The organism is Mesotoga sp. UBA6090 (assembly GCF_002435945.1).
Lineage (GTDB): Bacteria > Thermotogota > Thermotogae > Petrotogales > Kosmotogaceae > Mesotoga.
In genome coordinates, this window is the sequence record NZ_DIXC01000069.1 from 1 (window position 1) to 23,005 (window position 23,005).

Sequence of the window (23,005 nt, forward strand, 5' to 3'; positions counted from 1 at the left end):
GGGAATTCACTCTTGCAAAAAACAAAAAGGGGGCGAATGGTATGAGAAAGATTGTTTTGGCTATTGTTGTCGTACTCATTGCTATCTCAATTAGCTTTGGCTTGACCTATGCAACAACCGATGAAGGAGACAGAGTTCTGCTGTTTTCGGATGGTACATGGATTTATTCAGCACAGACATCGCGCTGGAGAGAAGTGCTTACTGTTGCAGGATCATCTTCGAAAATGTCAAGGACGTTTACGGTCAATTCTGATTCTTGGAGAATCAAGGCAAGCACAGATAAAGACTTCTTGACTATCTATCTTCGAGACTCCAATGGAGACATATTGAGTAAAGTTCTGAGCTTCAATGTGCCAGGATCTGATGTTTCTTACAGATATGAGAAAGGTACCTTCATGCTAGATATTATCGCAACTGGAGAATATTCAATTGTCGTAGAAGAAGAGAGAAGTGAAACAACTGACTCAAGTACTTCTTCTTCCCCAGAATCTGGCAACAACCCTTATTATAATCATGATTCTCTCTTGTACTCGATTATCTTCGATGGTGATCTTCTCAATAATATGAACGCGATTTTTGGTAAACCGCCAGAAATCATATTCCTCGAGGATTCAATGGGAAGTGTCTATAAGATCGAAGAGGGGGTTTACGGAATTGTATATGACTCTTTCTGGGAACATGAATCAGAAAGCGCGTTTGCATTTTACAGGTTCTCCGATAATGGACTGTGTTATTTGGGAATAACGATACACGTGCCAGAAGGATTCACAAAGGCAGAGGCTATGTTCGGAATTCTTGATCGGTTTCTTTATGAGTATGGCGAACCGGAGTTTGGAGATTATGATGGGATGTTTTTCGCATGGAAAATTGCAGGCGACATTTCTCTGCTATTTGACTACTCTGAAGCAACCGAGCAAGACGAGAATGACGCAATAGGTATCTTTTACTTCAAGGATGATGAGCAATGAGAGTAGTCAAGAAAGTACGGATTGTTTTTCATTAGCAGAAAGAGGAGTCTAGTAGATGGGTTGTATATTTTGGAAGTTCGTGATTCTTGGAGTCATAGCGGCTTTCTTCAAAATACTAGCTGGAGCCCTTCTCATAATAATCGGAGTGTTGCTGGTAGTGTTCACCAATCAGAATTCAATAAGATAAGGAAAGAGAGCATTCGGGAAATGATGAGGACAGAACAGAGAGAAAGAGAGGTGACTATTGATTATGAGCAAAAGCAATATGACACCTTCGGAGTTTGCGTGCAACCTGCTTAACAATGTTGAGTATTTCGTCGCCACGCAATACAAGATTATTAGTTCTTTGAGATTCACTCCACAAAGACAGAATTTCTGGGCTCGATCATAAAGCTCAAGGGCGAGTTTCAAAAAAGAGTGTATCAGTGGGCATTTCCTGAGGGGTTGACAATCATTTTTCTGAGTAACGGAGAAGTATCAATGTTCAGAATTGATGGAAAGTTGCTTGAGGAAATAAAGTCGCAAGGATACGAGCCTCCAAGATTCTCAAGCTATGAGATGCACAAATTGGCCAATATTTATCAGGAGAGGGTATATAAGGTTGTAGAGAAGGATGAGGACAGCAATATTGTTATGAGATATTTGTTCGATTTTGATAACGTTCTGGCCGCAATTGAAATTGGATGTGTTGATAAGTTCATCTATGAATCTCGCATACTGCTCGAAACAGACAAAATCCGAATAGTCTGGATATGAGGAAGAATGCCATTGTGGTGCGGCGACTTAATGAGAAAGTTAAGAGCCGTGAACGGGGTTCTGGCAGTAACTGTCGATGAGAAAGGCGACAGTGTACCGGGAGGTGTCGGTCATCAGCAAATTGCCGCCATAGACAATGTCTCATTCCACAAGATCTGCAATATTTGCGCAAGGGAAGTCTAGAGCTGGAAGTATTGGAAGGTGGTTTTCTACAATAGAAGGGGCAATAAGATTCTATAAGATGGAGAAGTTTTGGAAAAGACTCTCCAACGATGAATAGCAATTGGGTAGGTAATACAAGAAGACTGTTTCAGTAATTAAGCTTGTCGAACAAAAACTGGAGGTGTGAGATGGAAGAGAAGAAACCAACAGCAAAAAAGGAAATTGGAGCGCCAGAAGTCCCCGCAGAAAGGACATTTTATGCAAATTTTGCCGGATTCAAGGTAGGCTTATACGACTTCATTATTGATTTCGGTAGGAATGATTTTTCTGGAGGTGTTATTGAGGACAGCGTTATTAGAATCTATTTCAGTCCTCAACACGCAAAGTCTTTGCACATGATCCTAGGTAAGCAGATTCAGAAATATGAGGAACGGTTTGGACAAATCATTTTAGAGGAAAAGAAGAAGGACAAAAAAGAAGGTTAGGCTTATGCCTCGCGAGAAATTCGGAGGAAGACTAATATACTGGAAGACTGGGCCTCATAGTCACACAAGAAACGTTCCGGTTGTTCTATTCTATGAAAGTTGGGACCATGTTATAGGTGGACATGATGAAATGTATGGCAGAGAATATGAGATCATGGATGTTATTGATAATCCGGATAAAAAAGCTGAATCGTGGAATCCTAACGCGAATGTCTACATCAAAGTTAATCGAACAGAGAACTTAGTGATCTCTGTTGTGGTAGACTTTGAACATGAGGATTTTGGCTATGTCAAGACCGCTTATGGAGATGACTATTATGAAAACGATGATTGATGGCTACAACATTATCTATGACGATTTTTCTGACGTTCTTTATGTGAAAGAGCATGGGAAAATCTCGGATCGTGGGAAGTCATTTGATGACGATTTCATAATTCTCAGAAGGAATTCACGGACTGGCGAAACGGTCGGACTGACTCTGATTGATTTCTGTAAGCTATACCGATCCAGCTATTTCAATGATAAGAAGTTGCCATCGCCTTTCAGTTTAGCACTCATTGATAAGATCGCTTCAAAACTTGTCGAAGGAAAATGAATCAGAGATTACAGACTTGGCATTCAAAAGGAAGCGTGCGGCTACTTATGCAAGATACTCGAGCCAGCATCAGACAGAGCTTTCGGTTGAAGGTCAAACCGAGAGGATACTCGAATACTGCAAGAAAAACGGTTTCGAGATCGTCAAAGAATACGCCGACCGCGGCGTTTCCGCTTTTCTCATTGAAAAGAGGCTCGACTTTCAGAAACTCATCCAAGATGCCCTTGAATCAAAATTCGATTACGTCATCGTCTGGAGCACAGACAGATTTGCCCGCTCCCCCTCGATGCCCAGAAATATAAGGAGCTTCTCGCTGAATACGGAATCAAAGTCATATCTGTCTCGGGGCCTTCGATCGAGGGCCCGGAGAACATCCTTCTCGAATCGAACCAAGAGATGCTTGCGGAATATTCTGCCGGCAAGCTGGCGAGGGATTCAATGAGGGGAATGATCACAAAGCGAAGAAGGGTCAGTATCTGGGGGGGATAGTTCCTTTCGGCTATCGAAAAGTGAAAGTCTCTAAAAAGGACTTGAGCTTCGAGATAGACGAGAAAGAGGCGAAGGCCGTCCGCAAAATCTTTGAGATGAGAGCCGAAGGCGTCCCCATTATGCAGATAGTGAGGAATGTCAATCTGGCGGGGTGGAAGACTAGGCGTGGCAAGGCCTTCACAAATGCATCCATCGACTGGATCCTTTCAAACGAGAAATATAAAGGCATTTACTCCTTTAACGATCGAAAAAAGAAAGGCCGGTTCAATTACTACAAAGGCGAGGTCGTCCGGGTGGATTTGCCCGAATTAGCGATAAGCCCCGCGACCTCTGGCAAAGAGTTCAGAAAATGCCGGGTGTTCAGAAAGAGTCAAAACTCCTCTATCTCCTGAAAGGCAAATTGATTTGCGGCGACTGCGGCTTCACTCTTTCGGGGGTTCTTACGGAGGCGGAAAAAACAAAGGCGGTTCTTATTACTGCTGGAACTGCCGGAAGCGCCACAACAAATACCTGAAAATCGGCAGGGACAAGATAGAAAACGTGATCGTTCACTATCTCAAAGAACAGGTCTCCAATGTTGACGTTGGGGAAGTCACGGATATGGCGAATGAAAAGATAGAATCTCAGTCGCAGAAAGGGAGAGCGGAAGAGATTGCCAACGAACTCCAAACAATTGAAACGGCCATTCAAAACATAACAAGAGCCGTGGAATCCGGTACTTACTCCCAAAGTCTCTTGAATCGTCTTTCGGAAATCGAAAGAGACAAAGAAAAGCTACTAGAGGAAAGAACGAAGGTCAGACTTCAGCTGGTGCGCTTTTCAAAGGTCACCGTCGATGAAATGAAGGACTTCCTTGATACCTTCCTCGGCGATGATTCATTTGTCGCTCATGAAGATTTCGTCGATTTTACGCTTTCAAGTACAAAGATAATATGGAAAGATCCTCGGATCGTTGAAATGGTGTCGATCTTCGGCACTCAAAAAATCCCGCTCCCTTAATCCGTGGTGTTGAAGGTGCAGGGCTTCCTGACCACCTGTTTATCCACTGACACATATATCTAAGCCCGATTTCAAGGTAATCTTGGAATCGGGTTAGTTTTTATGTTAACAGCCGGACTTGAACCCGAATTTGCCCGAATTTCGGGCGCGTTTGAAAGTTCTCGGAGCGCGTCCTGTTTTGCGTTTTGAGGCAGGTCGTCTACACCGACCTCACTTACCGCAATTCTACAAAACCGGTAATAAGAGAGCTTGAGGAGTCGCTGTCGGGGGCGGCTCGTCTGGCTTCACTGTCAATTTCAGATCTCGATCTCTACGCTGCGAGCTGGAGTATGAACAGGGATTTTGCAAGCATGAGAAGTGAAGTTATGGGCCCTCTACAAGACTGGTCGTTCGAGGTGCTCGGAGAGCATGAGAGAATCGACAACTGGGAAAACTATCCTCGAGATCTTCGAAGAGACGGTTCCTCTGATTGTGGAGCTTCTGAGGCTAATGGAGTACAAAAACCCCGTTCTCGGCGATATTGCAGAGGAGCTGTCGAAGCTCTCTTATGTGCTCGATGCGGTTGGTTTGCTTACTCTTGCATATGAGGTTTCGTTGAAAGCCGATAAGCTTACAACGATGGCAGGAAAGCTCGATAGAGTCAACGAATATCTCTTTTCCGAAGCTGGTTACTAGAGGTCTCTCATCAGTATCTTTTCATCATCGTCCCACTCGCCGGTATCGACAAAGCCCAGCTTCAGGTAGAGCTTGAGCGGGGAAGGGTCGCTGACGGCGCACGAGATGAAGAGCTTCTCGTAACCCTGGGCCTTGAGATATTCAATCAACAAGAGGATAGCGTCTCTTCCATATCCCATCTTCTGATACTTGCCCCCGATCATGAAGCGCCATATGGAGGCGTGCTTGACATCTTTCATTCTCGGATCAGGCGTGAAATCCAGCATAATGAAGCCCACCATTTCATCTCCCGCATAGATCGCCCGAAACCAGGCGTTCTTCGCGAAGTGGGCTTGAGCGATCGAAACTGCATTTGAGGCTACGGCCCTTTCCTGTCCTTCGAGCAGCGTGCCACTCAAGCGGATAGCGTCGAGCACCGTCTCCTCCGTTATCTCTTCGAATCTAACCTTATGTTGCATAGTTCCTCCCGATGTCGCGGCTATTGCCTATGCTCCAGTCAAAACGTAAGAGACACATGGGCAAAGCCATGATCTTTTTTTTGGTCGGTTGCAACGACCGGAAAACGCTCTTCCTTGCAGCATTATATCATCGGGCTGCACTCAAGCCACATCAAGTCCTGGAAGAGCCAGCTGGGTTGTGTAGAGGCTGTAATAGAAACCCTTCATACTGATCAGTTCATCGTGAGTGCCGCTTTCTATTATCCTTCCATTATCGATCACGAAAATTCTGTCTGCGTTCTTGATTGTACTGAGTCTGTGAGCCACAACGAAGCTGGTGCGGCCCTTCATCAGATTCCGCATCGCCTCCTGAATGTGCATCTCCGTTCTGGTATCGACATTGCTAGTAGCTTCATCGAGTATTAGTATCTGGGGATCTATTAGCATTATCCGGGCGATCGCCAGCAACTGCCTCTGCCCGCGGCTGATGGTGTCCCCGCTAGAGGATAGAACCGTTTCATACCCTTCCGGCAGTCCCATTATGAAGTGATGGGCGTTTGCCATCTTTGCTGCCTCTATTATCTCTTCATCTGAAGCGTCCTGTCTTCCATAACGAATATTGTCTTTAATGGTGCCCATAAACAGCTGTGTATCCTGCAGAACAATGCCGAGCTCTCTCCTGAGCTGCTCTCTGTCGAAGCTCGATATATCATGACCGTCTATCATAATTTTTCCGTCCTCTATGTCGTAGAACTTCGTAAGAAGATTCACGATTGTGGTCTTGCCCGCACCCGTAGGTCCCACCAGCGCGACGATCTGCCCTGGCTCGGCCGTGAGAGAGACATCCTTCAATACTCTGGTCTTGCCGTCGTAACTGAAGTCAACTTCTTCAAGCGTTACTTCTCCCTCGATTTTCTGCGGGAAGAAGGTCTCTTCCGCTCTCTTTTCCCCTTTTTCGTCAAGGATTTCGAAGACCCTCTCGGCCCCCGCTAGAGCTGCCTGAATCGCATTGAACATCTGTGCTATCTGATTTATCGGTCGGTTGAACTGGCCGACATATACGATGAAGCTGGCGACCAATCCAACAGAAACTATCCCCTTCACGGACATCCACCCTCCGGCAAAGGCGACTATTGCATAACCAAAGTTGTTTACCATATTCATTATCGGTCCGAAGGAGCCTGCGAATATCTGGGCCATAATTGCAGACCTGCGATAAGACTCGTTTATAGTCTGGAATTCTTGAACGGTCGACTCTTCCCTGCCGTAGGCTTTCACGACTTTGGCTCCGGAGATCCTCTCTTCGACGTAACCGTTGAGTTCGCCAAGAGCCTTCTGTTGAGCGAGGAAGTTCTTTCTGCTCTGTTTCGCTATTATGCCCGTCACAACCAAAACGAATGGAACGGTAGACATCGCGACCAGTGCCAGGATCGGATTGAGAAAAAACATGATGACTACTATCCCGACAAGCGTCAGAAGACTGCTCACAAGCTGAGTAACGCTTTCACTAAGAGTATGGGATATGTTGTTTATATCGTTGGTCAGTCTGCTCATCAGTTCTCCGTGCGGCTTGGCATCGAAAAATTTGACCGGCAGCGTCTGAAATTTGTCGAAGAGGTCTTGCCTGAGTCTCCTTATGCTTCTCTGCGCCACTCCAACCATGGTGTAGCCCTGGAGCCAGAGGAAGAAAGATGAAGATATGTAGACTGCAGCCATGACAATCGAAATCATTGCGAGACCGGCCGTGTCGCCCACGAGCATATATTTGTCGATAGCTACTCCCAGAAGAAAGGGACCGAAGACGCTGGCACCGGTGGCCAGTATCGTAAATGCTATTGCAAGTATCAGACCTTTCTTCTCATTTCTGAAGTATCCTACTAGTCTCAGAACGGTCTGCTTCGAGTTCTTAGGCTTCTGAACGGGTCGCGCTCTGCCTGCTCCAGGTCCGCCTCTCCCCGGGCCGGCCGGCATGGTAACTTCGGGTTGAGTTGCTTTCTTCTCTTCATGCATTCGCTTCACCTACCTCACCAAACTGAGACCTGTAGATATCCCTGTACAGATCGCTTTCCTTCAGCAGTTGTTTGTGGGTTCCACTTCCTGCTATCTTTCCATCATCTAGGAGGAATATCCTGTCGGCATTTACTACTGAGCTTATCTTCTGAGCAATGATTATCTTTGTGCAATCCAGCTCTTTGCCAATTGCCCTCATGACCTCGGACTCCGTCTTTGCATCCAGAGCACTCGTGCTGTCGTCAAAGATTAGGATTGGTGATCTCATCGCTACGGCCCGCGCGATCGCCATTCTCTGCTTCTGGCCGCCAGAGAGGTTCGTCGCCATCTGGCTCAGGTGGGCGTCGTGTTTCTCTGGAAGAGTGTCGACAAAACTTGCGATTCTTGCAACTTCGGCCGCCTTGGCGATTTCTTCGTCACTGGCACCCGGCCTTCCGTAACTTATGTTGTCCTTGATCTTACCTGAGAAGAGAACGGCTTCCTGGAATACCATGGATATGTTCTTTCTCAACTCGTGGCGTGAAATCTCCTTTATATCTATTCCATTCAAAAGAATTTTGCCGGAATCTACTTCGTACAGCCGGGGAAGAAGACTGACCAGGGACGATTTGCCCGATCCCGTGTCGCCAAGAAAAGCGACCGTCTCACCTTGATTGATCGTGAAGTTGAGATTGTGGAGAATCTTGTTGCCTCCCCCATCGTAGCTGAAGTCAACATTCTCAAAGACAATCGGACCCCTAAGGTCATGGGATATGCCTGCCTTCACATCTTCTTCTTCGCTCTCTTCAAGGACTTCGGCAACTCGTTTGGCGGAGGCCTGCGCTCTGGAGACAAATACGAGCATCATTCCGATCATCATCATCGACATGAGCATTCTTCCCAGGTAGTTTACGAATGCCATTATCTGGCCCGTCTGCATCCCTCCGGCTTCGACCTGAATGCCTCCGAACCAGATCACTGCAACGATTCCAAGGTTCAGTATCAGAGAAAGAAGAGGCATAATGATTACCATGGTCCTCGCAGCTTTCATAGCTATCTGTGTGTACTTCTCGTTTGCATCTTCAAACTTGCTAGATTCAAACCTGGCGGATGCGAAGGATTTGACGACTCTTATTCCCAGGAGATTGTCCCTGACCCGTGTATTGACATTGTCCATCTCCTGCTGAACGCGCGAAAAGAGAGGCAAGACTCTTTTCATGATCGCGAAAGTCAGGTAAGTTACGAGCGGAATGACAACCAGGAATATGAGAGAGAGTTTCCAGCTAATCAGCAAGGACATGATCAAGCTTCCAATGAAAAGCATCGGTGCCCTCACAAACATTCTCAGCAAAATCATTATAAACTGCTGAAACTGAACTATATCGTCTGTGATTCTCGTAATAAGTGAGCCGGTGCCGAACTTGTCGAGTTTCGCAAATGAGAGATACTGAACCTTTGTGAAAACACTTCGCCGTATATCTGCCCCGGCATTCTGAGCAGCCAGGGAAGAGAATATGACGCAGGCGATTCCTCCCAGCACACCGATGAAGGTAATAATCAGCATCTTCGTTCCTGCGCTCACGACTACGTCAAGATTCTGATTCATGATACCTACATCTATGATTTCCTCAAGAAGCTTTGGCTGAAAAAGATCTATCGCAACTTCGAGAAACATTGCCAGAGGAGCCAGAACGACGAAGATCCAGTAAGGCTTCAAAAACTTGAACAGTCTTTTCATCTAGTCTTCCACCCCGCATTTCGTTGTTTAGGTAGGTCAGGTCAAGATTATCACTTCGAAAGGCTTTCTTTGAGCTTCTTCAAGAACCGCTCGAGCAGGTCGCGCTCCTCTGCAGAAAATGCAGAAAAGGTTTGTCTTTCTACGTCGAGCATCGTTTTCTCCAGTTCTTCCTCGATCTCTCTGCTTTTTGCCGTCAAGTAGATCCTGAAGACTCTCATATCCGATTTATCCTGCCTTTTGTGGATAAAGCCAGACAGCTCCATCCTCTGAATCATCTTGCTAACAGTGGCAGGTGAAAGGCCCATCTCTTTTGAGATCTCCCCCACAGTTCTTCCATCCCTTTCGAAGAGAATGAAAAGCAGTGGAGGCTGGCCTCTGTGAAGACCAAACCTGGAGAAGATCAAGCGCTTCTTCATGAAGTTTGCCCTGCAGACGTCAATCAGTAGTTTATCCAGTTTTCCGGTCTCTTTCATCTTTCAATCCTCACACGAAAAGTATTTAGTCGGCTAAATAATTCTAACAGATCTCGATTCCTTTTTCATTGCTTCGAACGGGGAGATTCAAATCTCTGCAGGGTGACGGTGCGCTTTCGGTCGAATTGTCGTATGATATACTTTTCATTATCGGGCCTGGACGAATTGGCGGATTATATTTTGAGGTGAGAGTTGGAGAGCGATAGAGGACATTATTTAGGCTTTATTTGGCACGCCTCGTTTCTTGCACTGACAATGGCCTTTGTTGAGGTGAATACTGTCCTTCCATCGATGATCTTGGCGGCAGGAGGAGGGAGCTTTGCAATAGGTCTCGTTACTGCAATTTCGACGGGGATTCCTCTTCTGGCTCAATTAACATTCGCTGGATACCTTATGTCGAAACGGATGAAGAAACCATATTTGCTTCTTGGCATCTATTTGAGAGTCGGCGCCCTCTTCTCCATAGGCTTTCTATTGCTTTCGCCTATCGGAGGCATCGCTCTTCTCGTACTCCTTTTTTCCGTAATCTCCGTCTTTTCCTTTGGAGGCGTCTTCGCGGGAATCAGTTACACTCATCTGCTCGGTCAGTCAATACTGAAGCAGGATAGACGCGGGTTCATGTCGTACAGACAGATTGCTGGGAGCGCATTGTCACTTCTCGGAGGCTTCGTCGCAAAGTACATAGTTGGAAACGTGAGTTATCCGGTCAACTATTCGCTGTTGTTCTTCATTGGAGGGAGTTCGCTGTTGTTCTTCATTGGAGGGAGTTCGCTGTTCGTTGCTTCGCTTGGATTCGCGGGAGTACGGGAGAGGGAGGTTCAGGGAAGTGAAATTCCCGGATTCTGGAAGATCATGAAGAGCATTCCAAAAACACTGAAGGACGATGCGAACCTGCTTAACTACATTGTCTTCATCAACCTCACCGGTTTCGGATTGGTCTTGATCCCGTTCTATGTACTCTTGGCAAAGGACAGCTTCGGGTTGAGCGGAAGCGATGTGGGCAGTTTTCTCCTGTTTCAGATGATAGGTATGCTTGGAGCCGGGGTTCTGTGGAATCGCTTTCTCAAAAGGAGAGGTTTGAAAAGACTGCTTATAACCTGCGCAACGATTGGCAGCTCGATTCCACTAATTGCATATCTTCTCTCAACCACCTCGCCGAACTTCTATCTGATAGTCTTTTTCCTTTCAGGGATCACGCTGAGCGCACGAAAAATCGGATTTGAGTGGCTTCTTATAGAAATCTCCAGCAATACGAACAGGGCTTTGTATACAGGTGTATCGGGCGCGCTCAGTCTTGTGACCGCTCTTCTTCCTTTGATCCTGGGTAGTGTGCTGCGGCTTTTGGGCTTTCCGGTCGTTCTGGTTATCTCCAGCATCGCTATCGCCTCGGGAATGTATTTCATTAGGAAGATCGATATCACTGATGACCTGGGATGAAAGAACTGCTGCTTTGCGCAGCTATTATCCTCGTTTTAGCGCTTCCCCATGACCGACCAAACACCTTAGTAAAACTGCAGTTTACTTACTGCGAGCGCGGAACTGCCGGACCTGGAGATTACGAAATGAGAAGAATCAGAAGGAGAGTGATCACTGCAGTCTTGTGTTGGCTACCCTATTTGGCCCTAGGGGAGCCCGGTTCACTCATTTTGAAGACAAATGCCTTGCTTCACATGTTTGGCCCAATATTAGTAATGATAGATGAGATACAATTGAATGTGAAAGTGAAGCTGGTTCTGCTTTGTCTTCGCCAAGATGTGAGAGACGCAGATGAGAGCAACTACGAGATATCGCTTGAGAATGCTTCCGATTTCGGGCGGCAGATCCAGAAAGTAAGGAGTTGGAAAAATGATTAAGGAAGTAGAGTTAGATAATCTTCCCGGAAGGTTCAGAGAGATTTTTTCTGGTTGTCTGGGAAGACCGGAGCAGTCCGACGAAGTATTGAAGATGTATCAGGCTCCGGAGAGAAGGCTCTTTGTGATGAGACAGGGAGGAAGCATAGTTGCTGTAGCCGGTTTGAAGCTCCATGAACTTGAAGAACCCGAGCTTCTGCATCTTGCCGTCAGGAAAGACAAGCGAAGGAGCGGTTTCGGCAGCACACTCATAAAAACAATGATAAATTCCTTCATGATAGATACTCTTGCAGTGTGGACAGACGAAGATGCCGTCGGTTTCTATGAAAAGATAGGGTTCGATATTGTGAATGAAATTCAGACTCAGAACGGACTGGTTCGCTACAAACTCCGATTTTCTCGCTTTAAATCCCCTGGGAGGTTAGAAACGTGAAGATCTTATTCCTAAATAGATTTGACAGATACTGGGAAGGAAAGGTTGAAGAGCTTGCAAGAGCATTTCCCGAACATTCCTTCATCTCTTACTCCAGCAACAGTGATCCGAAAGCCCATATTTCCGATGCCGAGGTAATAGTAAAAGGGAATCTTTCGCAAGCCGACCTCGATAAAGCCAGGAATCTCAGAATGGTTGTCGTTCCCTGGACTGGCGTTGATGGTCTGCCACTTGAACGGCTAAGAGAACGTGGCGTCATCGTTTCAAACACCCATGAGAATGCCGAGGTCGTTGCCGAAAGAGCCGTAGCTCTGGCCTTAGCTGTTACGGGAAGAGTGGTCGAACTTCATAATGATCTTGCTCAGGGAGTATGGTTGGGTCGGCCGTCCAATAAGGAGGCGACCTGGTACTCCATCATCGGGAAGCGATGCTCTATTCTCGGCCTGGGCAGAATTGGGCAGGCGATAGCAAAACTGATCAGCGGCTTTGAATGCGAAGTAACGGGATTCAAAAGAACGCCCGGCGGCGAGTTTCCTTACGTGAAGAGAATAACAGACGATATTCACGATGCCGTTCGGGCCGGTGATCTTGTCTTCGTTGCTCTTCCGCTAACGAAAAAGACAGCTGGGATTATCGGTTCCGATCTGCTAAGTCAGATGAAGGGCAAGTACCTGGTCAATGTGAGCAGGGGAAGAGTAATCGAGGAGCGGGCACTGTACGATGCTCTGAAGAGCGGAACTCTCGCCGGCGCGGCAATAGATGTCTGGTACGAGTATCCCTCAAGTGATCGGCCCGCAACACTTCCATCGAGATATCCAATTCATAGGTTTTCCAATGTAGTCATGTCGCCTCACGTCGGAAGCTGGTCGGTGGAGAGTATGCAGTCAATGGTGAATGGCGCCTTAAAGAACATTGAGAGTTTTCTTCTTAAGGGAAAGCCGGAGGAAGAGATCGATCTTGACGAATTGTACTAGCCGTCTGGTGAAGAGAAGTCGCTATTTCTTCACCAGTGCACGTTTCGGCTGAAGATAAATTGTGTGTTAAAATCTGGTTGAGAAAGCTTTTCGATGAGGGGTGTCCTTGAATGCCTTTAATCAGAGGTCCCGGCTTCAGCCTTTCCAGAAGATTGACTGGCTTTGCTGCCAGCCTGTCAGGCCTTGCTGGTGTTATTCTCGCCGTGGTTCTGATTCTTCTTCTGGGGGTTCTACTTTCATTTGCCGAGATAGCCAGGGGAAGAAGGGAGTTTTCGGACAGGCTTTTGAGACAGGGTAGATTTGTCCAGAGCGGTCTCAATTTGGACGAACTCTCGAGGCTTTCAGGGAGCATAGAAGATCTGGACAACCCTGAATACTGGAGACTCAAGAGCCAACTGGAGCAAACTAATGCGCTATTTCCTCAATACCGCTTCATCTACCTGATGGGACAGAAGGAAGATGGAGAGTTGTTCTTTTTCATTGATTCCGAGCCGCCCGGTTCAGATCACGAATCTCTTCCAGGAGACATTTACGCCGATGCAAAAGAGTACGATCTCGAGGTCTTTCGGGAGAAGAAGGCCAGGGTGCTGCCGGTAATTACTGACAGCCGGGGAACCTGGGTATCCGTAATGGTTCCCGTAATTGATGAGAATTCGGGCAGACTGCTTGCCATGCTCGGCATAGACGTTGAAGCCGATGACTTCTGGAAATCCGTTCTGTCTTATGCGATTAAGCCCGTAGTTTTCTCTCTGGTTCTGGTATTGATGGCGATACTCTCGGGATTCTTCATCATCCGCAGAGACAAACTGGCACCTGAGAAAAAGGAAAAGAGAGTTCAAAGGTACCTTGAGGCGATCGTCTTTGCCGCATTTGGACTCGCTGCCACTATCATGGTCTCATCTCTGGTTCATGACAGGCAAGTGGCTGCTCGGAACGATGCCTTTGCCGATCTGGCCGCAAGTCATGTAACTTCGCTTTCCAGAGCGATGAAGAATACTAGAGACTTTCAGGTCGAGGCTCTTGCCAGGTTCTTTGAGTCAAGCAGCTTTGTCGACAGGCAGGAGTTCTTGAACTACGTCGGTTATCTCTCGAAAAACAACGGATTGATTTCCTGGTTCTGGATTGAGAGAGTTTCGCCGGGCGGGATAGAGTCGTTCGAAGAAGGTATCAGAAGGGAAGGCTTTCCGGACTTCTTCGTTTGGGAACCGGGTAAATCTGGCGGAAAGGAAAGAGTTCTAGATCGCGAGTCATATTACCCGATACAGTACATTGAGCCTCTAGAGAGCAGCAGGAATCTGCTGGGACTAGACCTGGGATCTATCGGGTCGGTAGGCGAAGCAATTGAAAAGGCAACTGCTTCAAAACTGATGAGGGCAAGCGATCCTGTCGTAATTCCGACGGACGAAGAGAAAGCCCTCCACTTCTTTGTTTTCAGACCGATTCTCGCGGAGATAGCGGAAGGTTATGCAGGGTTCGTAGGGGCTATCTTTCATTCAGACGCATTTCTAAGCGCCGTTACCAATACCCTCAATACCGGAGATCCAACCGTTGCCCTGGGGCTTTATCAGATCGACTCGGACGGAAAACCTGTACTGCTGTTTTCTACCGCACAGGAATCGGATTCTCATGTTTATGAGTCTGCAGAGACTTCCATATGGCACTATCCGGAAAGTCAGCACAGCATTGCCGTTCCGGTAATGCTGTTCGGGAGGCTTTTTGTGATTCTTGCCCATCCAGGGCCGGACTTTGGAGTCGTGTACCCCATAAACAATTGGATCTTCTTTCTCGCGATCGGACTGACTGTAACTCTGTCGCTTGCGATCCTGATCGGGTCACTGAGTAACAGAAGCTTCCATCTTGAAAGAGAAGTCGAGAAACGCACCGAAGAGCTAAGAGAGAGTCTGGAGATTGTTTCAAAGACGATGGAGGCATCGGTGAATGTTCTCGCTTCGGCCGTAGATCTCAGGGATCCTTATACCTCCGGTCATCAAAGGAGAGTGGCAGAGCTTTCGGTTGCAATCGGCAGAAAGCTGGGATTCGAAGAGAACAGGCTAACAGGACTGAGGCTTTCGGCGATGATTCATGATGTGGGAAAGATACAGGTGCCCGCGGAGATACTTAACACACCAAGAAAGCTGACCAATCTGGAGTTCGATTTGATCAAGCTTCACCCGACTGCGGGACGAGAGCTTTTCAAAGATATCGAATTCCCCTGGCCTGTGGCGGACGCAATCTATCAGCATCACGAGAGACTTGACGGAAGCGGATACCCGGAAGGCATCTCCGGGGATCAGATAATATTGGAGGCCAGAATAATCGCCGTTGCCGATGTAGTTGAGGCGATCTCCTCTCACAGACCGTACAGAGCTTCGCTGGGTCTTCAAGCTGCACTCGATGAAGTTCGAAGCGGTAAAGGCAAACTCTTTGATCCCGAAGTCGTGGACGCTTGTCTGGAGGTATTCGATGAGGGCTTTTCCTTCTCGGACTGATTCTTAATAAGTGTCGGCGTTTTCGGTATTGTATCCGGTTATGTTAATATATGAGGGCTTGATGTTCTCTGCAGAAGATTCACCTGGAATAGGAAGCGCAGATTTCTTGTGGGAGATGTTAATGGTCGATTTCGCGGTAGTTTTGAGGCTTATAAGAATACGTCACTGGCTGAAGAATCTCTTTGTTTTCGCTCCACTGGTCTTTTCATCTAACCTTACTGACTCGACCTCTCTTCTGAGAGCTTTTCTGATCTTCATTGCCTTCTGTCTAATTTCGAGTAGTGTCTACATTTTCAACGACATCCGAGACCGAGAAAGCGATAGTCATCACTCAAGAAAGAAAAATCGACCTGTGGCTTCCGGTGAGATCAAATTGAGAGATGCCTGGATACTTGCAGGCATTCTGGCGACACTTGCCGTCCTGGTCGCTCTCTTTCTTCCTTATCTGGCACTGGTCTTTCTGTTGCTGTATGTTGTCGAGAATCTCTTCTATACACTGAAAGGCAAGGACATGGTCTTGATAGACGCCTTCTGCATTTCTGCCGGGTTCGTGATAAGAGTAATGGCCGGGGCGTATGCTATTGAGACAAGCCCGACTGGCTGGATAGTAGTTACGACGTTTTTCCTCTCTCTCTTCCTAGGTTTTGGAAAGAGGAGAAACGAACTGCTTACCCTGAAAGAAGAAAGCAACAACCATCGCAAAGTACTCACATTGTATGACCACAAATATCTTGACTATCTTATGATCTCAACCGCATCTATCTCGATAATCTCATACACACTTTACTGTCTCGATCCGCAGGTGATAGGGAAATTCAGCACGGATAAGCTGGTTTACACCGTGCCCTTCGTAACTTATGGAGTCTTCAGGTATCTTCTTCTCCTTTTCAGAAACGGCGAGGGTGATCCGACAGAAGTAGTGACCAGAGACAGAGGAATAGCTATAACCGTTTTACTGTGGATTGTGTCTGTAATGCTTGTGATTTACTTTCCTACCTGGATGTAAAGAGGGAGCAATGATGAATATTACCGAAGGTATAGTACTTCTAGTAGCAATAGTATTCAATGCCGTGGCAAACATCCTGCTTAAACACGGAATGCAGAACGCGCCCGACATCAACAGCGCTGGACTCCTTGGGATGCTCATCAATTCAATCACAAATATCAGCGTCTGGTTGGGGCTTTTCTCATTCGGGGTGGCCTTTATCTTCTACAGCGTAGTTCTTACGAGGATGAAACTGGGAGTGGCCTATCCAATAATGACGAGTGCCGGATTTGCAATAGTGACCGTGGTCGCAGTATTTCTCTTTGATGAAAGGCTTAGCGTAATGAAGATAGCGGGCATTGCCGTAATCGCCCTTGGCATATGGCTCGTTGCAGTGGCGAAATAATGGAGGCATTAAAATGAAGAAGACGAAAGTTGCAGTTATAAAGACGAGTCCGGAGAGAGTTCTCGACGACTATAGAAGGCTTGCAAAACTGGCCGGAATGAAAGAGGCCATGGACGGAAGCGCCACTACAATCTTGAAAGATAACATATCCTGGCACCTTCCAATGCCCGGCGCAAATAGTACGCCATGGCAGCTCGAGGGGGCGGTACTCGCTCTGAAGGAAGAGGGCTTCGGCGAAATAGTGGCCGTGGAGAACAAAACCGTTGTCACGAGACCGAAGTACGGAGAAAAGCAGAACAAGTATGATATCGTCTACGAGAAGTATGGTATCCCGATCCTCTACAACTTCGAACCGGAAAATATGTCATGGGTAGAATACACGCCTAAGAGCAAGCTGAGAATACTTCCGAAGATATATCCTGAAGGACTTCGACTGCCGGACTACTTTTTCGGAAAAAATATCGTTCAGCTTCCGACGATGAAGTGCCACATCTATACGACTACCACAGGCGCAATGAAAAACGCATTCGGCGGTCTTCTCAACGTGAAGAGGCATTACACCCACTCATGGATACACGAGACACTGGTTGACTTGCTGAAGATACAGAAGGAGATACATTCGGGTCTGTTCGCTTTCATGGACGGCACGACAGCAGGAAATGGGCCGGGACCTAGGACAGTGATTCCTGTGAAGGCAGACTACATACTGGCCAGCGAAGATCAGGTGGCAATAGATGCCGTCGCGGCAAAGTTGATGGGCTTCAATCCGATGGACTTGAAATACATAAGGCTGGCCGATGAGGAGGAGCTCGGAAATGGAAGGCCAGAGAACATAGAACTTGTCGGAGACGACATTTCCGGTGTCAACTTGAAATTCCATGTGGGAGACAACTTTGCGAGCAGAGTCGGAGATCTGCTCTGGTTCAGTCCGTTGAAGGTCTTTCAGAAACTTTTCTTCCATACGCCGCTTGTGAAAATCTTTGTGGCCGCTTCGGACACTTATCATGACAAGTACTGGTGGAAGAAGCATGGTGTCAAGATATTCGAGGAGTGGAAGAAAGAGAGTCCCTGGGGCCGTTTGTGGGATAGTTACTAACTGACAGCAGCATGGGAGGTATTTATGAAATCGGAATCACAGCCTTTTTCTGGGTCAAGTAGACTGAGAATGTCATTCATTGTACTCTTTGTTGCGCTAATTCTCGGATACATATTCACTTCCGTTACTATATGGACTACCGATAGCAGATTTCTGACCATCTCGAGGTATTCGAGAGTCAGTATACACAGAGATCTCGTGTCGGGAAGGGGCACTGCACCCGAGCAATATCGAATAGGCGGTTTCATGCTTGTTGAGCACTTTTTTAAGTATCTTCCTCTAAAGTGGTTTGATAACTATAACGAGAACCTCTCAAATCTCCTGACCAAAGACGCTGCTTGGACGCCGGAAATAATGAAGAGCGCTAATTACATGTATACTGACGAAGACAAGCAAGAACTGATAGCTTCTATCAACAATTCTATAGACAGTATATTGAAAGACTTGTTCAAGGACAGTGTCTTGGCGCAGAATCTGCTCAAAGGTGTTGTGGGTGAGCTAGGATGGCAGAATTATGTATCTGATGTAAAGCGCACTGCGTTGCTAATAGGTGACTTGCTTCCTTCAGACATAAGAGCTTACCTTGATCCAGACAGCGATGAAACAAGAATCATGAACGGCTATTTTAATTCCAGGTTCTTTTTCAGTGCACTTCTCTACATTCTTATATATTTCTATGCTCGGTGTTTCGTAAGTCGACCCTTATCCATCTTTTCTATGTTTGCGTTTGCCGCGATTCTTCCCTTCGTAACTCAGGAGTTCCTTCAGGCTGAAGCTCTGTACTCGGTCTGTATTTTCACAGCATCATTACTAGCTATGCTCAGACACAGAACAGGAATTATGCTTACTCTGCTAGTTATTTTGGGATGTACAGCGAGACCAGATCATGCTCTCTTCATTTCAGCTATATTCTGTCTTCTTTACGGGCTTGATGCATTGAGAGTAAGAAAGATCTCGACACTTGTCCATGGAATAGTACTTCTCGGCATCCCGGTCATAGCTACATTGTTGCTGAAAAACATTGTATATCCTGATGCAGAGTACTACGTTGATGTTTTTCAGTTTGCGTTCAATTTCTCATTCATCTGGTCTTGGATCTTTCCTTTGATCTTCTTATGTATCCCGCTTGTCTTTTCATTCAAGTTGAGAGAGATTGAATGGTATAGGAAGACATGGAAATGGGTTATACCCTTTACGGTTCTCAACTTTGCAGTGGGGAAAACTTTTGATGTAAGACTCTTCTTACCAGTCTTGGTCTATTTTATCCCGCTGACAATCGTCGGAATTGTTGATGCAACAAGAAACTGTGATGAGGCAATATGAGAGGAGTTAGTTATCTATGAGAGGTAATGGAGCTCTTTCATCAAGAAGAAAGTGGCTACTTATGGTATTTTTGTTGATCGTGATTCTCTCCTATGTTTTTGCATCGATGACCGTATGGACTACAGATAGTAGACTTCTGACATATTCAAGGTACTCACGTGTAACCTGTCACAGAGATGTAATTGCAGGAAAGAGCGTTGCACCTGATCAATTTCGGTTCGGAGTCTACTATTTGATTGAGTATTTCTTCAAAAACATACCTCTGAAGTGGTATGACATCAACAATCAGTATTTGTCAAGATTGCTCTTGGAAGAAGAAGCTTGGGATGAAGAGTTCCGCAGGAGCTTCGATTTGTTCTTCTCTGTGGAAGAGCGGATGTCCATCCTGGATGCGATGAATGAGAATGTTGACAAGCTACTGTCTTCTGTGTTTGGCGAGAATCAACTAGTCAAGAACATCGTGAAAGCAAACATTCAGTCTCTCAAAATCGAAGAGTATGCAATGGATCCGGCTAGGTTGCTTCTTACCATCGGGAGTCACATCCCTGAAGAACTCAAGAATTACTTGATAGACTCCAGTGATGAAAGCAGGATCTACTATGGGCATGTGACGGCTAGATTCTTTTTTTCCATTGTCTTCTTCATCCTGTTGTATTTCTTCGCTGAGAACTTTGCAGGCCCTTCTTCATCTCTAATGGCAGTTCTTCTATTTGCTGGTCTCTTGCCGTTTGCGACTCAGGATTTTCTTCAGGCGGAAACAATGTTCTCGCTGTCGCTTTTTACAGGTTCCTTGATTGCAATCGTTAGAAGGAGCTCTTTCGTAACAATGATTTCATTGGTTCTGCTAGCATGCACTGCTAGAACAGACCACGCTTTATTCATCGCAGTCATTTACTCCTTGTTTCAAATGTCGAACAAGCCGAATTTGAAGAAACTTCATACTTGGCTTAAGATAGCAGTGTTAGTAATGATTCCACTGGGCTTCACGGCAGTGCTGTCTAAAGTACTATTTCCTGAAGCTCAATACTATCTGAATTTCTTTCAATATGATTTTAACCTTAACAACATCTGGTCTCTAGTTTATCCAGTCATACTGCTTTCGATTCCGTCTGTTTTTACTCCTTTTGCTTGCAAGATTCCGTTCTACAAATCAACTTGGCTGTGGGTAGTACCTTTCATCTTTATGAACTTCATGATCGGTCGGACGTCAGAAGCAAGGCTTCTCTTACCCGTCTTAGTGTATTGTTTGCCTTTTGTTGTGAAGGGAATCGAAGATCTGACTCACAGAACTGAGCCTGAAATAGATAGAGGAGGCGAAGCGTGAGAAGGCAAAGATGTTGGATTCGCATTTTGGAAGATCCTGTCGTGCTCTTCAGAAGTATCTGCATCGTTTAGAACCTGTAATCTTAATTTGCTTTAATTAGAAGAACTATCGGGTTACGAGCATGCTTATTTTCGAGCAACCTATGTGGTGATTGAAGGTGGAGGTTATGAGAAATAAATCAATGCTTCTTATTTTGCTCTTGTTTCCGATTATAGGCGTTTCTTGGTCAGAATTCCGATTTTCTTTTTCACCTGTTCTTTCAGTGAATAACATGCCTCTTCTGGTTGACTGTAACAAGGCTACAATGAGAGAATTCGAAAGATACTTGTCTATGCCGCCGTTTGCAGACTTCTCAATAGAAATGAGTCTCCCAAAGTGCGAATTGGTGCTACGTTTTGATATTAGACAGGTTCCATCAACGTTTCTGAAAACAGGAGGGAAGAGCAACCTCCCTTATACTGAAGGCTATATTCTTCCGACTATTGATCTCAATTTCCCGAGAGTTGGTTTCTTGGAAATGAACGAGGATGTACTTTCTTTCTCTCTGGGAAGAAGGAAAATCGCCTATGGAAGTTCTTTCTATAGCTTCATTTTATCGGAGAGGTTTCCTTATTTTGATCATTTGTGGATCAATCTGACAACAGGAAGTGTTCTCGGAGACTTGTCGTACGGATTCTACGCGATTACTTCTGATAGGAGCATCTATAATGTCCCGAGGACACTCATAGGACACACAATTCAGATCCTCAACGAAAATGTTCTCATATCTGTGCTGGAGCAAAACCTTGTACACGGTGCATATCCTGATTTGGAGGACCTTGCTCCTTTCATTCTGCACCACAACGCCTATCAGATAGGCTCAAACATAATGGGTGCAGTTAGAATGGAGATGAGCATAGGCAATGTCCTTGGTTACGGGGAGTTCGCACTTGACGACTTGATAACTGGAGTTGAGAGCAACTCTACTGAATCAAACCCAAATGCATTTGGTTGGTTGGTAGGAGGAGTGATTAGTCTCCTTGAAGGAGACGAATTCTTAGGTCCCCGCATGATGGAAGCAGATTATTCAGTAAGGAAAAGCTCTCTTTTGCGAGGTGGAGGTCTAAAACTTAGATTTGAGTACTATCACTCAACAACTTATGTGTACAACAGAAAGGAAAAAGAAGGCAGATTTGTGAATCCGCTTTGGATTGAGGAACTAGGAGTAGTCAATGGATTCTTTGGCTTTCCGTATGGACCAGATGCAACTTTGGGTTTGGTGGGTGCTGAATACGAGAATTCGATTATGAAACTAGATGTTATGATGGAGTGTCTCAGAAAAGGTACTATAGACATAGACTCGGAATACGCTTTCCCCTACAACGAAAATTGGTATGGACTTGTGATGCCTATCTCACATGAATTTGTGATATCTGCTCAAGCTAGGTATCTTGTGAATCCAAAGCTAGTCCTGCTAGCAAGAGCGAAAATCCATCTCCGTGAATCTGTCAAATATGATCTCAGTGTGGGCTTTTCTACTTCTATAGACTTCTAGGTTTTGCCTTCAGCAATTCCTGCAAGATAATCGCCGGCATTGCTATTGTTGAGCCAATGACTTGAAAAACGCCTTAGGTCCTCTTCGAGAGTAAATTTGAAGTCTGCGTCACATGAGCCAAAGAAGTCGATCGGGCTTACAGAGATGAAGCCCTTGTTGACATTCACAAAGTCTAGGTCTTCATCGTGAGAATCGTGAAGGATCTCTTTTTGCATCCAGAACTCCTCTTCACCCCATTCGTTGACTTTTTTCTCGAACCAGCGCCTTTTAATAAGACCTCCCGGTCTCGTGCAACTGATTCCCCGGATCTTGTCTCTGGGTATCGCAGGCACGTTAACGTTAAGAACGGTATGCCTCGGCAGCTTGTTCCAGTTGTACTCTCTCACGAAATTCTCAGAAAAGTCTGCTGCGGCGACAAAGTCTGCATTCTCCTCGCTGACAATGGAGATTGCTATGGCCGGTATACCCTGAATTCTCGCTTCAAGTGCGGCAGAGAGCGTACCGGAATATCTTATGTCAACGCCAAGATTCTGGCCGTGATTGATTCCGCTTACAACGAGGTCGAAGCTGTTGATGCCCTTGATTGTAGTTGCGGCAATAACACAGTCGGCCGGTGTCCCGCTGGTACAGAACGAGGAAACATTCTCTATAGTATTTGTTTCCCGTATCCTCACTGGAGTCAACCAGGTTATCGAATGACTTACCCCACTTCGATTGCTCTCGGGTGCAAATATCGTTACTTCGTGAGACCTTGAGAGTCTCTTTGCAAGAGACCTTATTCCAGTCGCCTGGATTCCATCATCGTTAGTCAAAAGTATTTTCAA

Annotated in this window: 27 protein-coding genes; 22 read left to right on the plus strand and 5 right to left on the minus strand. The window is 46.1% G+C overall.

Annotation, left to right across the window (positions count from 1 at the left end; genetic code table 11):
• The 11 genes from B3K42_RS11045 to B3K42_RS11090 form a co-directional block, all read left to right on the plus strand.
• Nucleotides 1-968, plus strand: a 968-nt coding sequence (locus B3K42_RS11045; protein ID WP_292598798.1) for a hypothetical protein, incomplete at its 5' end; no start/stop codon positions are given.
• A gap of 55 nt (nucleotides 969-1,023) precedes the next feature.
• Nucleotides 1,024-1,155, plus strand: a complete 132-nt coding sequence (locus B3K42_RS11050) for a hypothetical protein (RefSeq protein ID WP_258367213.1) — start codon at nucleotides 1,024-1,026, stop codon at nucleotides 1,153-1,155.
• A 293-nt stretch (nucleotides 1,156-1,448) separates the two neighbouring features.
• Nucleotides 1,449-1,724: a hypothetical protein gene (locus B3K42_RS11055; protein WP_110990258.1), complete on the plus strand. Its 276-nt coding sequence runs from the start codon at nucleotides 1,449-1,451 to the stop codon at nucleotides 1,722-1,724.
• Between the two features lie 30 nt (nucleotides 1,725-1,754).
• The gene (locus B3K42_RS11060) at nucleotides 1,755-1,907 is read left to right on the plus strand and encodes a hypothetical protein (protein ID WP_181419044.1); all 153 of its coding nucleotides are present in this window, start codon (nucleotides 1,755-1,757) and stop codon (nucleotides 1,905-1,907) included.
• A 167-nt stretch (nucleotides 1,908-2,074) separates the two neighbouring features.
• Nucleotides 2,075-2,371, plus strand: coding sequence for a DUF3467 domain-containing protein (locus B3K42_RS11065; RefSeq protein WP_110990259.1), 297 nt, complete (start codon nucleotides 2,075-2,077; stop codon nucleotides 2,369-2,371).
• 4 nt (nucleotides 2,372-2,375) lie between these two features.
• On the plus strand, nucleotides 2,376-2,705 hold the full coding sequence (locus tag B3K42_RS11070) for a hypothetical protein (protein WP_110990260.1): 330 nt from the start codon (nucleotides 2,376-2,378) through the stop codon (nucleotides 2,703-2,705).
• Nucleotides 2,689-2,967 carry a hypothetical protein gene (locus tag B3K42_RS11075; protein WP_110990261.1) on the plus strand — a complete coding sequence of 93 codons (279 nt, stop codon included), beginning with the start codon at nucleotides 2,689-2,691 and terminating at the stop codon, nucleotides 2,965-2,967. Before B3K42_RS11070 ends, B3K42_RS11075 begins: the two co-directional genes overlap by 17 nt.
• A 16-nt stretch (nucleotides 2,968-2,983) precedes the next feature.
• On the plus strand, nucleotides 2,984-3,409 hold the full coding sequence (locus B3K42_RS13870; RefSeq protein WP_181419045.1) for a recombinase family protein: 426 nt from the start codon (nucleotides 2,984-2,986) through the stop codon (nucleotides 3,407-3,409).
• Between the two features lie 67 nt (nucleotides 3,410-3,476).
• On the plus strand, nucleotides 3,477-3,848 hold the full coding sequence (locus B3K42_RS11080) for a recombinase family protein (protein WP_110990263.1): 372 nt from the start codon (nucleotides 3,477-3,479) through the stop codon (nucleotides 3,846-3,848).
• Between the two features lie 13 nt (nucleotides 3,849-3,861).
• Nucleotides 3,862-4,455: a hypothetical protein gene (locus B3K42_RS11085; RefSeq protein ID WP_110990264.1), complete on the plus strand. Its 594-nt coding sequence runs from the start codon at nucleotides 3,862-3,864 to the stop codon at nucleotides 4,453-4,455.
• A gap of 408 nt (nucleotides 4,456-4,863) precedes the next feature.
• Entirely contained in the window at nucleotides 4,864-5,130 is a 267-nt protein-coding gene (locus B3K42_RS11090; protein ID WP_258367214.1) for a hypothetical protein, read from the plus strand.
• Here B3K42_RS11090 and B3K42_RS11095 read toward each other — a convergent pair.
• The 4 genes from B3K42_RS11095 to B3K42_RS11110 all read right to left on the minus strand — a co-directional run bounded on the left by B3K42_RS11095 (nucleotide 5,127) and on the right by B3K42_RS11110 (nucleotide 9,767).
• On the minus strand, nucleotides 5,127-5,588 hold the full coding sequence (locus B3K42_RS11095; RefSeq protein ID WP_110990265.1) for a GNAT family N-acetyltransferase: 462 nt from the start codon (nucleotides 5,586-5,588) through the stop codon (nucleotides 5,127-5,129). The genes B3K42_RS11090 and B3K42_RS11095 overlap by 4 nt on opposite strands.
• A 141-nt stretch (nucleotides 5,589-5,729) precedes the next feature.
• Complete coding sequence (locus B3K42_RS11100) at nucleotides 5,730-7,577, minus strand: ABC transporter ATP-binding protein (protein WP_220026577.1); 1,848 nt, start codon at nucleotides 7,575-7,577, stop codon at nucleotides 5,730-5,732.
• Entirely contained in the window at nucleotides 7,570-9,294 is a 1,725-nt protein-coding gene (locus B3K42_RS11105; RefSeq protein ID WP_110990266.1) for an ABC transporter ATP-binding protein, read from the minus strand. Before B3K42_RS11105 ends, B3K42_RS11100 begins: the two co-directional genes overlap by 8 nt.
• A gap of 50 nt (nucleotides 9,295-9,344) precedes the next feature.
• The gene (locus tag B3K42_RS11110; protein ID WP_110990267.1) at nucleotides 9,345-9,767 is read right to left on the minus strand and encodes a MarR family winged helix-turn-helix transcriptional regulator; all 423 of its coding nucleotides are present in this window, start codon (nucleotides 9,765-9,767) and stop codon (nucleotides 9,345-9,347) included.
• A 192-nt stretch (nucleotides 9,768-9,959) separates the two neighbouring features.
• Between B3K42_RS11110 and B3K42_RS11115 the strand changes: the two genes are divergently transcribed.
• The 11 genes from B3K42_RS11115 to B3K42_RS11165 all read left to right on the plus strand — a co-directional run bounded on the left by B3K42_RS11115 (nucleotide 9,960) and on the right by B3K42_RS11165 (nucleotide 22,181).
• Entirely contained in the window at nucleotides 9,960-11,204 is a 1,245-nt protein-coding gene (locus tag B3K42_RS11115) for an MFS transporter (RefSeq protein WP_110990268.1), read from the plus strand.
• A 125-nt stretch (nucleotides 11,205-11,329) separates the two neighbouring features.
• Entirely contained in the window at nucleotides 11,330-11,620 is a 291-nt protein-coding gene (locus B3K42_RS11120; protein WP_110990269.1) for a hypothetical protein, read from the plus strand.
• Nucleotides 11,613-12,050 (plus strand): GNAT family N-acetyltransferase, encoded by a 438-nt coding sequence (locus B3K42_RS11125; RefSeq protein ID WP_110990270.1) that lies wholly within the window; start codon nucleotides 11,613-11,615, stop codon nucleotides 12,048-12,050. Before B3K42_RS11120 ends, B3K42_RS11125 begins: the two co-directional genes overlap by 8 nt.
• A complete protein-coding gene (locus tag B3K42_RS11130) occupies nucleotides 12,047-13,024 on the plus strand; it encodes a 2-hydroxyacid dehydrogenase (RefSeq protein ID WP_110990271.1) in 978 nt (325 codons plus the stop codon). The genes B3K42_RS11125 and B3K42_RS11130 overlap by 4 nt, the downstream gene beginning before the upstream one ends.
• A 110-nt stretch (nucleotides 13,025-13,134) precedes the next feature.
• Nucleotides 13,135-15,513: an HD domain-containing phosphohydrolase gene (locus tag B3K42_RS11135; RefSeq protein ID WP_292598807.1), complete on the plus strand. Its 2,379-nt coding sequence runs from the start codon at nucleotides 13,135-13,137 to the stop codon at nucleotides 15,511-15,513.
• A gap of 61 nt (nucleotides 15,514-15,574) precedes the next feature.
• The gene (locus B3K42_RS11140) at nucleotides 15,575-16,519 is read left to right on the plus strand and encodes a decaprenyl-phosphate phosphoribosyltransferase (RefSeq protein WP_181419046.1); all 945 of its coding nucleotides are present in this window, start codon (nucleotides 15,575-15,577) and stop codon (nucleotides 16,517-16,519) included.
• Between the two features lie 13 nt (nucleotides 16,520-16,532).
• Nucleotides 16,533-16,904 carry a DMT family transporter gene (locus B3K42_RS11145; protein ID WP_110990273.1) on the plus strand — a complete coding sequence of 124 codons (372 nt, stop codon included), beginning with the start codon at nucleotides 16,533-16,535 and terminating at the stop codon, nucleotides 16,902-16,904.
• A 13-nt stretch (nucleotides 16,905-16,917) separates the two neighbouring features.
• Nucleotides 16,918-18,000: a DUF362 domain-containing protein gene (locus B3K42_RS11150; protein ID WP_110990274.1), complete on the plus strand. Its 1,083-nt coding sequence runs from the start codon at nucleotides 16,918-16,920 to the stop codon at nucleotides 17,998-18,000.
• A 24-nt stretch (nucleotides 18,001-18,024) separates the two neighbouring features.
• Nucleotides 18,025-19,323 carry a hypothetical protein gene (locus tag B3K42_RS11155; RefSeq protein WP_110990275.1) on the plus strand — a complete coding sequence of 433 codons (1,299 nt, stop codon included), beginning with the start codon at nucleotides 18,025-18,027 and terminating at the stop codon, nucleotides 19,321-19,323.
• A 16-nt stretch (nucleotides 19,324-19,339) separates the two neighbouring features.
• Entirely contained in the window at nucleotides 19,340-20,647 is a 1,308-nt protein-coding gene (locus B3K42_RS11160) for a hypothetical protein (protein ID WP_110990276.1), read from the plus strand.
• A 166-nt stretch (nucleotides 20,648-20,813) separates the two neighbouring features.
• Nucleotides 20,814-22,181, plus strand: a complete 1,368-nt coding sequence (locus tag B3K42_RS11165) for a hypothetical protein (protein WP_110990277.1) — start codon at nucleotides 20,814-20,816, stop codon at nucleotides 22,179-22,181.
• Here the strand turns inward: B3K42_RS11165 and surE are convergent.
• Nucleotides 22,178-23,005, minus strand: coding sequence for a 5'/3'-nucleotidase SurE (gene surE, locus B3K42_RS11170; RefSeq protein WP_110990278.1), 828 nt, complete (start codon nucleotides 23,003-23,005; stop codon nucleotides 22,178-22,180). The genes B3K42_RS11165 and surE overlap by 4 nt on opposite strands.

What these genes read in the sequence shown, in the direction of transcription:
- B3K42_RS11050 (WP_258367213.1), top strand. Translation starts at nt 1,024, where the DNA reads ATGGGTTGTATATTTTGGAAGTTCGTGATTCTTGGAGTCATAGCGGCT.
- B3K42_RS11055 (WP_110990258.1), top strand. Translation starts at nt 1,449, where the DNA reads ATGTTCAGAATTGATGGAAAGTTGCTTGAGGAAATAAAGTCGCAAGGA.
- B3K42_RS11060 (WP_181419044.1), top strand. Translation starts at nt 1,755, where the DNA reads ATGAGAAAGTTAAGAGCCGTGAACGGGGTTCTGGCAGTAACTGTCGAT.
- B3K42_RS11065 (WP_110990259.1), top strand. Translation starts at nt 2,075, where the DNA reads ATGGAAGAGAAGAAACCAACAGCAAAAAAGGAAATTGGAGCGCCAGAA.
- B3K42_RS11070 (WP_110990260.1), top strand. Translation starts at nt 2,376, where the DNA reads ATGCCTCGCGAGAAATTCGGAGGAAGACTAATATACTGGAAGACTGGG.
- B3K42_RS11075 (WP_110990261.1), top strand. Translation starts at nt 2,689, where the DNA reads ATGAAAACGATGATTGATGGCTACAACATTATCTATGACGATTTTTCT.
- B3K42_RS11090 (WP_258367214.1), top strand. Translation starts at nt 4,864, where the DNA reads ATGAGAGAATCGACAACTGGGAAAACTATCCTCGAGATCTTCGAAGAG.
- B3K42_RS11095 (WP_110990265.1), bottom strand. Translation starts at nt 5,588, where the DNA reads ATGCAACATAAGGTTAGATTCGAAGAGATAACGGAGGAGACGGTGCTC.
- B3K42_RS11100 (WP_220026577.1), bottom strand. Translation starts at nt 7,577, where the DNA reads ATGCATGAAGAGAAGAAAGCAACTCAACCCGAAGTTACCATGCCGGCC.
- B3K42_RS11105 (WP_110990266.1), bottom strand. Translation starts at nt 9,294, where the DNA reads ATGAAAAGACTGTTCAAGTTTTTGAAGCCTTACTGGATCTTCGTCGTT.
- B3K42_RS11110 (WP_110990267.1), bottom strand. Translation starts at nt 9,767, where the DNA reads ATGAAAGAGACCGGAAAACTGGATAAACTACTGATTGACGTCTGCAGG.
- B3K42_RS11120 (WP_110990269.1), top strand. Translation starts at nt 11,330, where the DNA reads ATGAGAAGAATCAGAAGGAGAGTGATCACTGCAGTCTTGTGTTGGCTA.
- B3K42_RS11125 (WP_110990270.1), top strand. Translation starts at nt 11,613, where the DNA reads ATGATTAAGGAAGTAGAGTTAGATAATCTTCCCGGAAGGTTCAGAGAG.
- B3K42_RS11135 (WP_292598807.1), top strand. Translation starts at nt 13,135, where the DNA reads ATGCCTTTAATCAGAGGTCCCGGCTTCAGCCTTTCCAGAAGATTGACT.
- B3K42_RS11140 (WP_181419046.1), top strand. Translation starts at nt 15,575, where the DNA reads ATGTTCTCTGCAGAAGATTCACCTGGAATAGGAAGCGCAGATTTCTTG.
- B3K42_RS11145 (WP_110990273.1), top strand. Translation starts at nt 16,533, where the DNA reads ATGAATATTACCGAAGGTATAGTACTTCTAGTAGCAATAGTATTCAAT.
- B3K42_RS11150 (WP_110990274.1), top strand. Translation starts at nt 16,918, where the DNA reads ATGAAGAAGACGAAAGTTGCAGTTATAAAGACGAGTCCGGAGAGAGTT.
- B3K42_RS11155 (WP_110990275.1), top strand. Translation starts at nt 18,025, where the DNA reads ATGAAATCGGAATCACAGCCTTTTTCTGGGTCAAGTAGACTGAGAATG.
- B3K42_RS11160 (WP_110990276.1), top strand. Translation starts at nt 19,340, where the DNA reads ATGAGAGGTAATGGAGCTCTTTCATCAAGAAGAAAGTGGCTACTTATG.
- B3K42_RS11165 (WP_110990277.1), top strand. Translation starts at nt 20,814, where the DNA reads ATGAGAAATAAATCAATGCTTCTTATTTTGCTCTTGTTTCCGATTATA.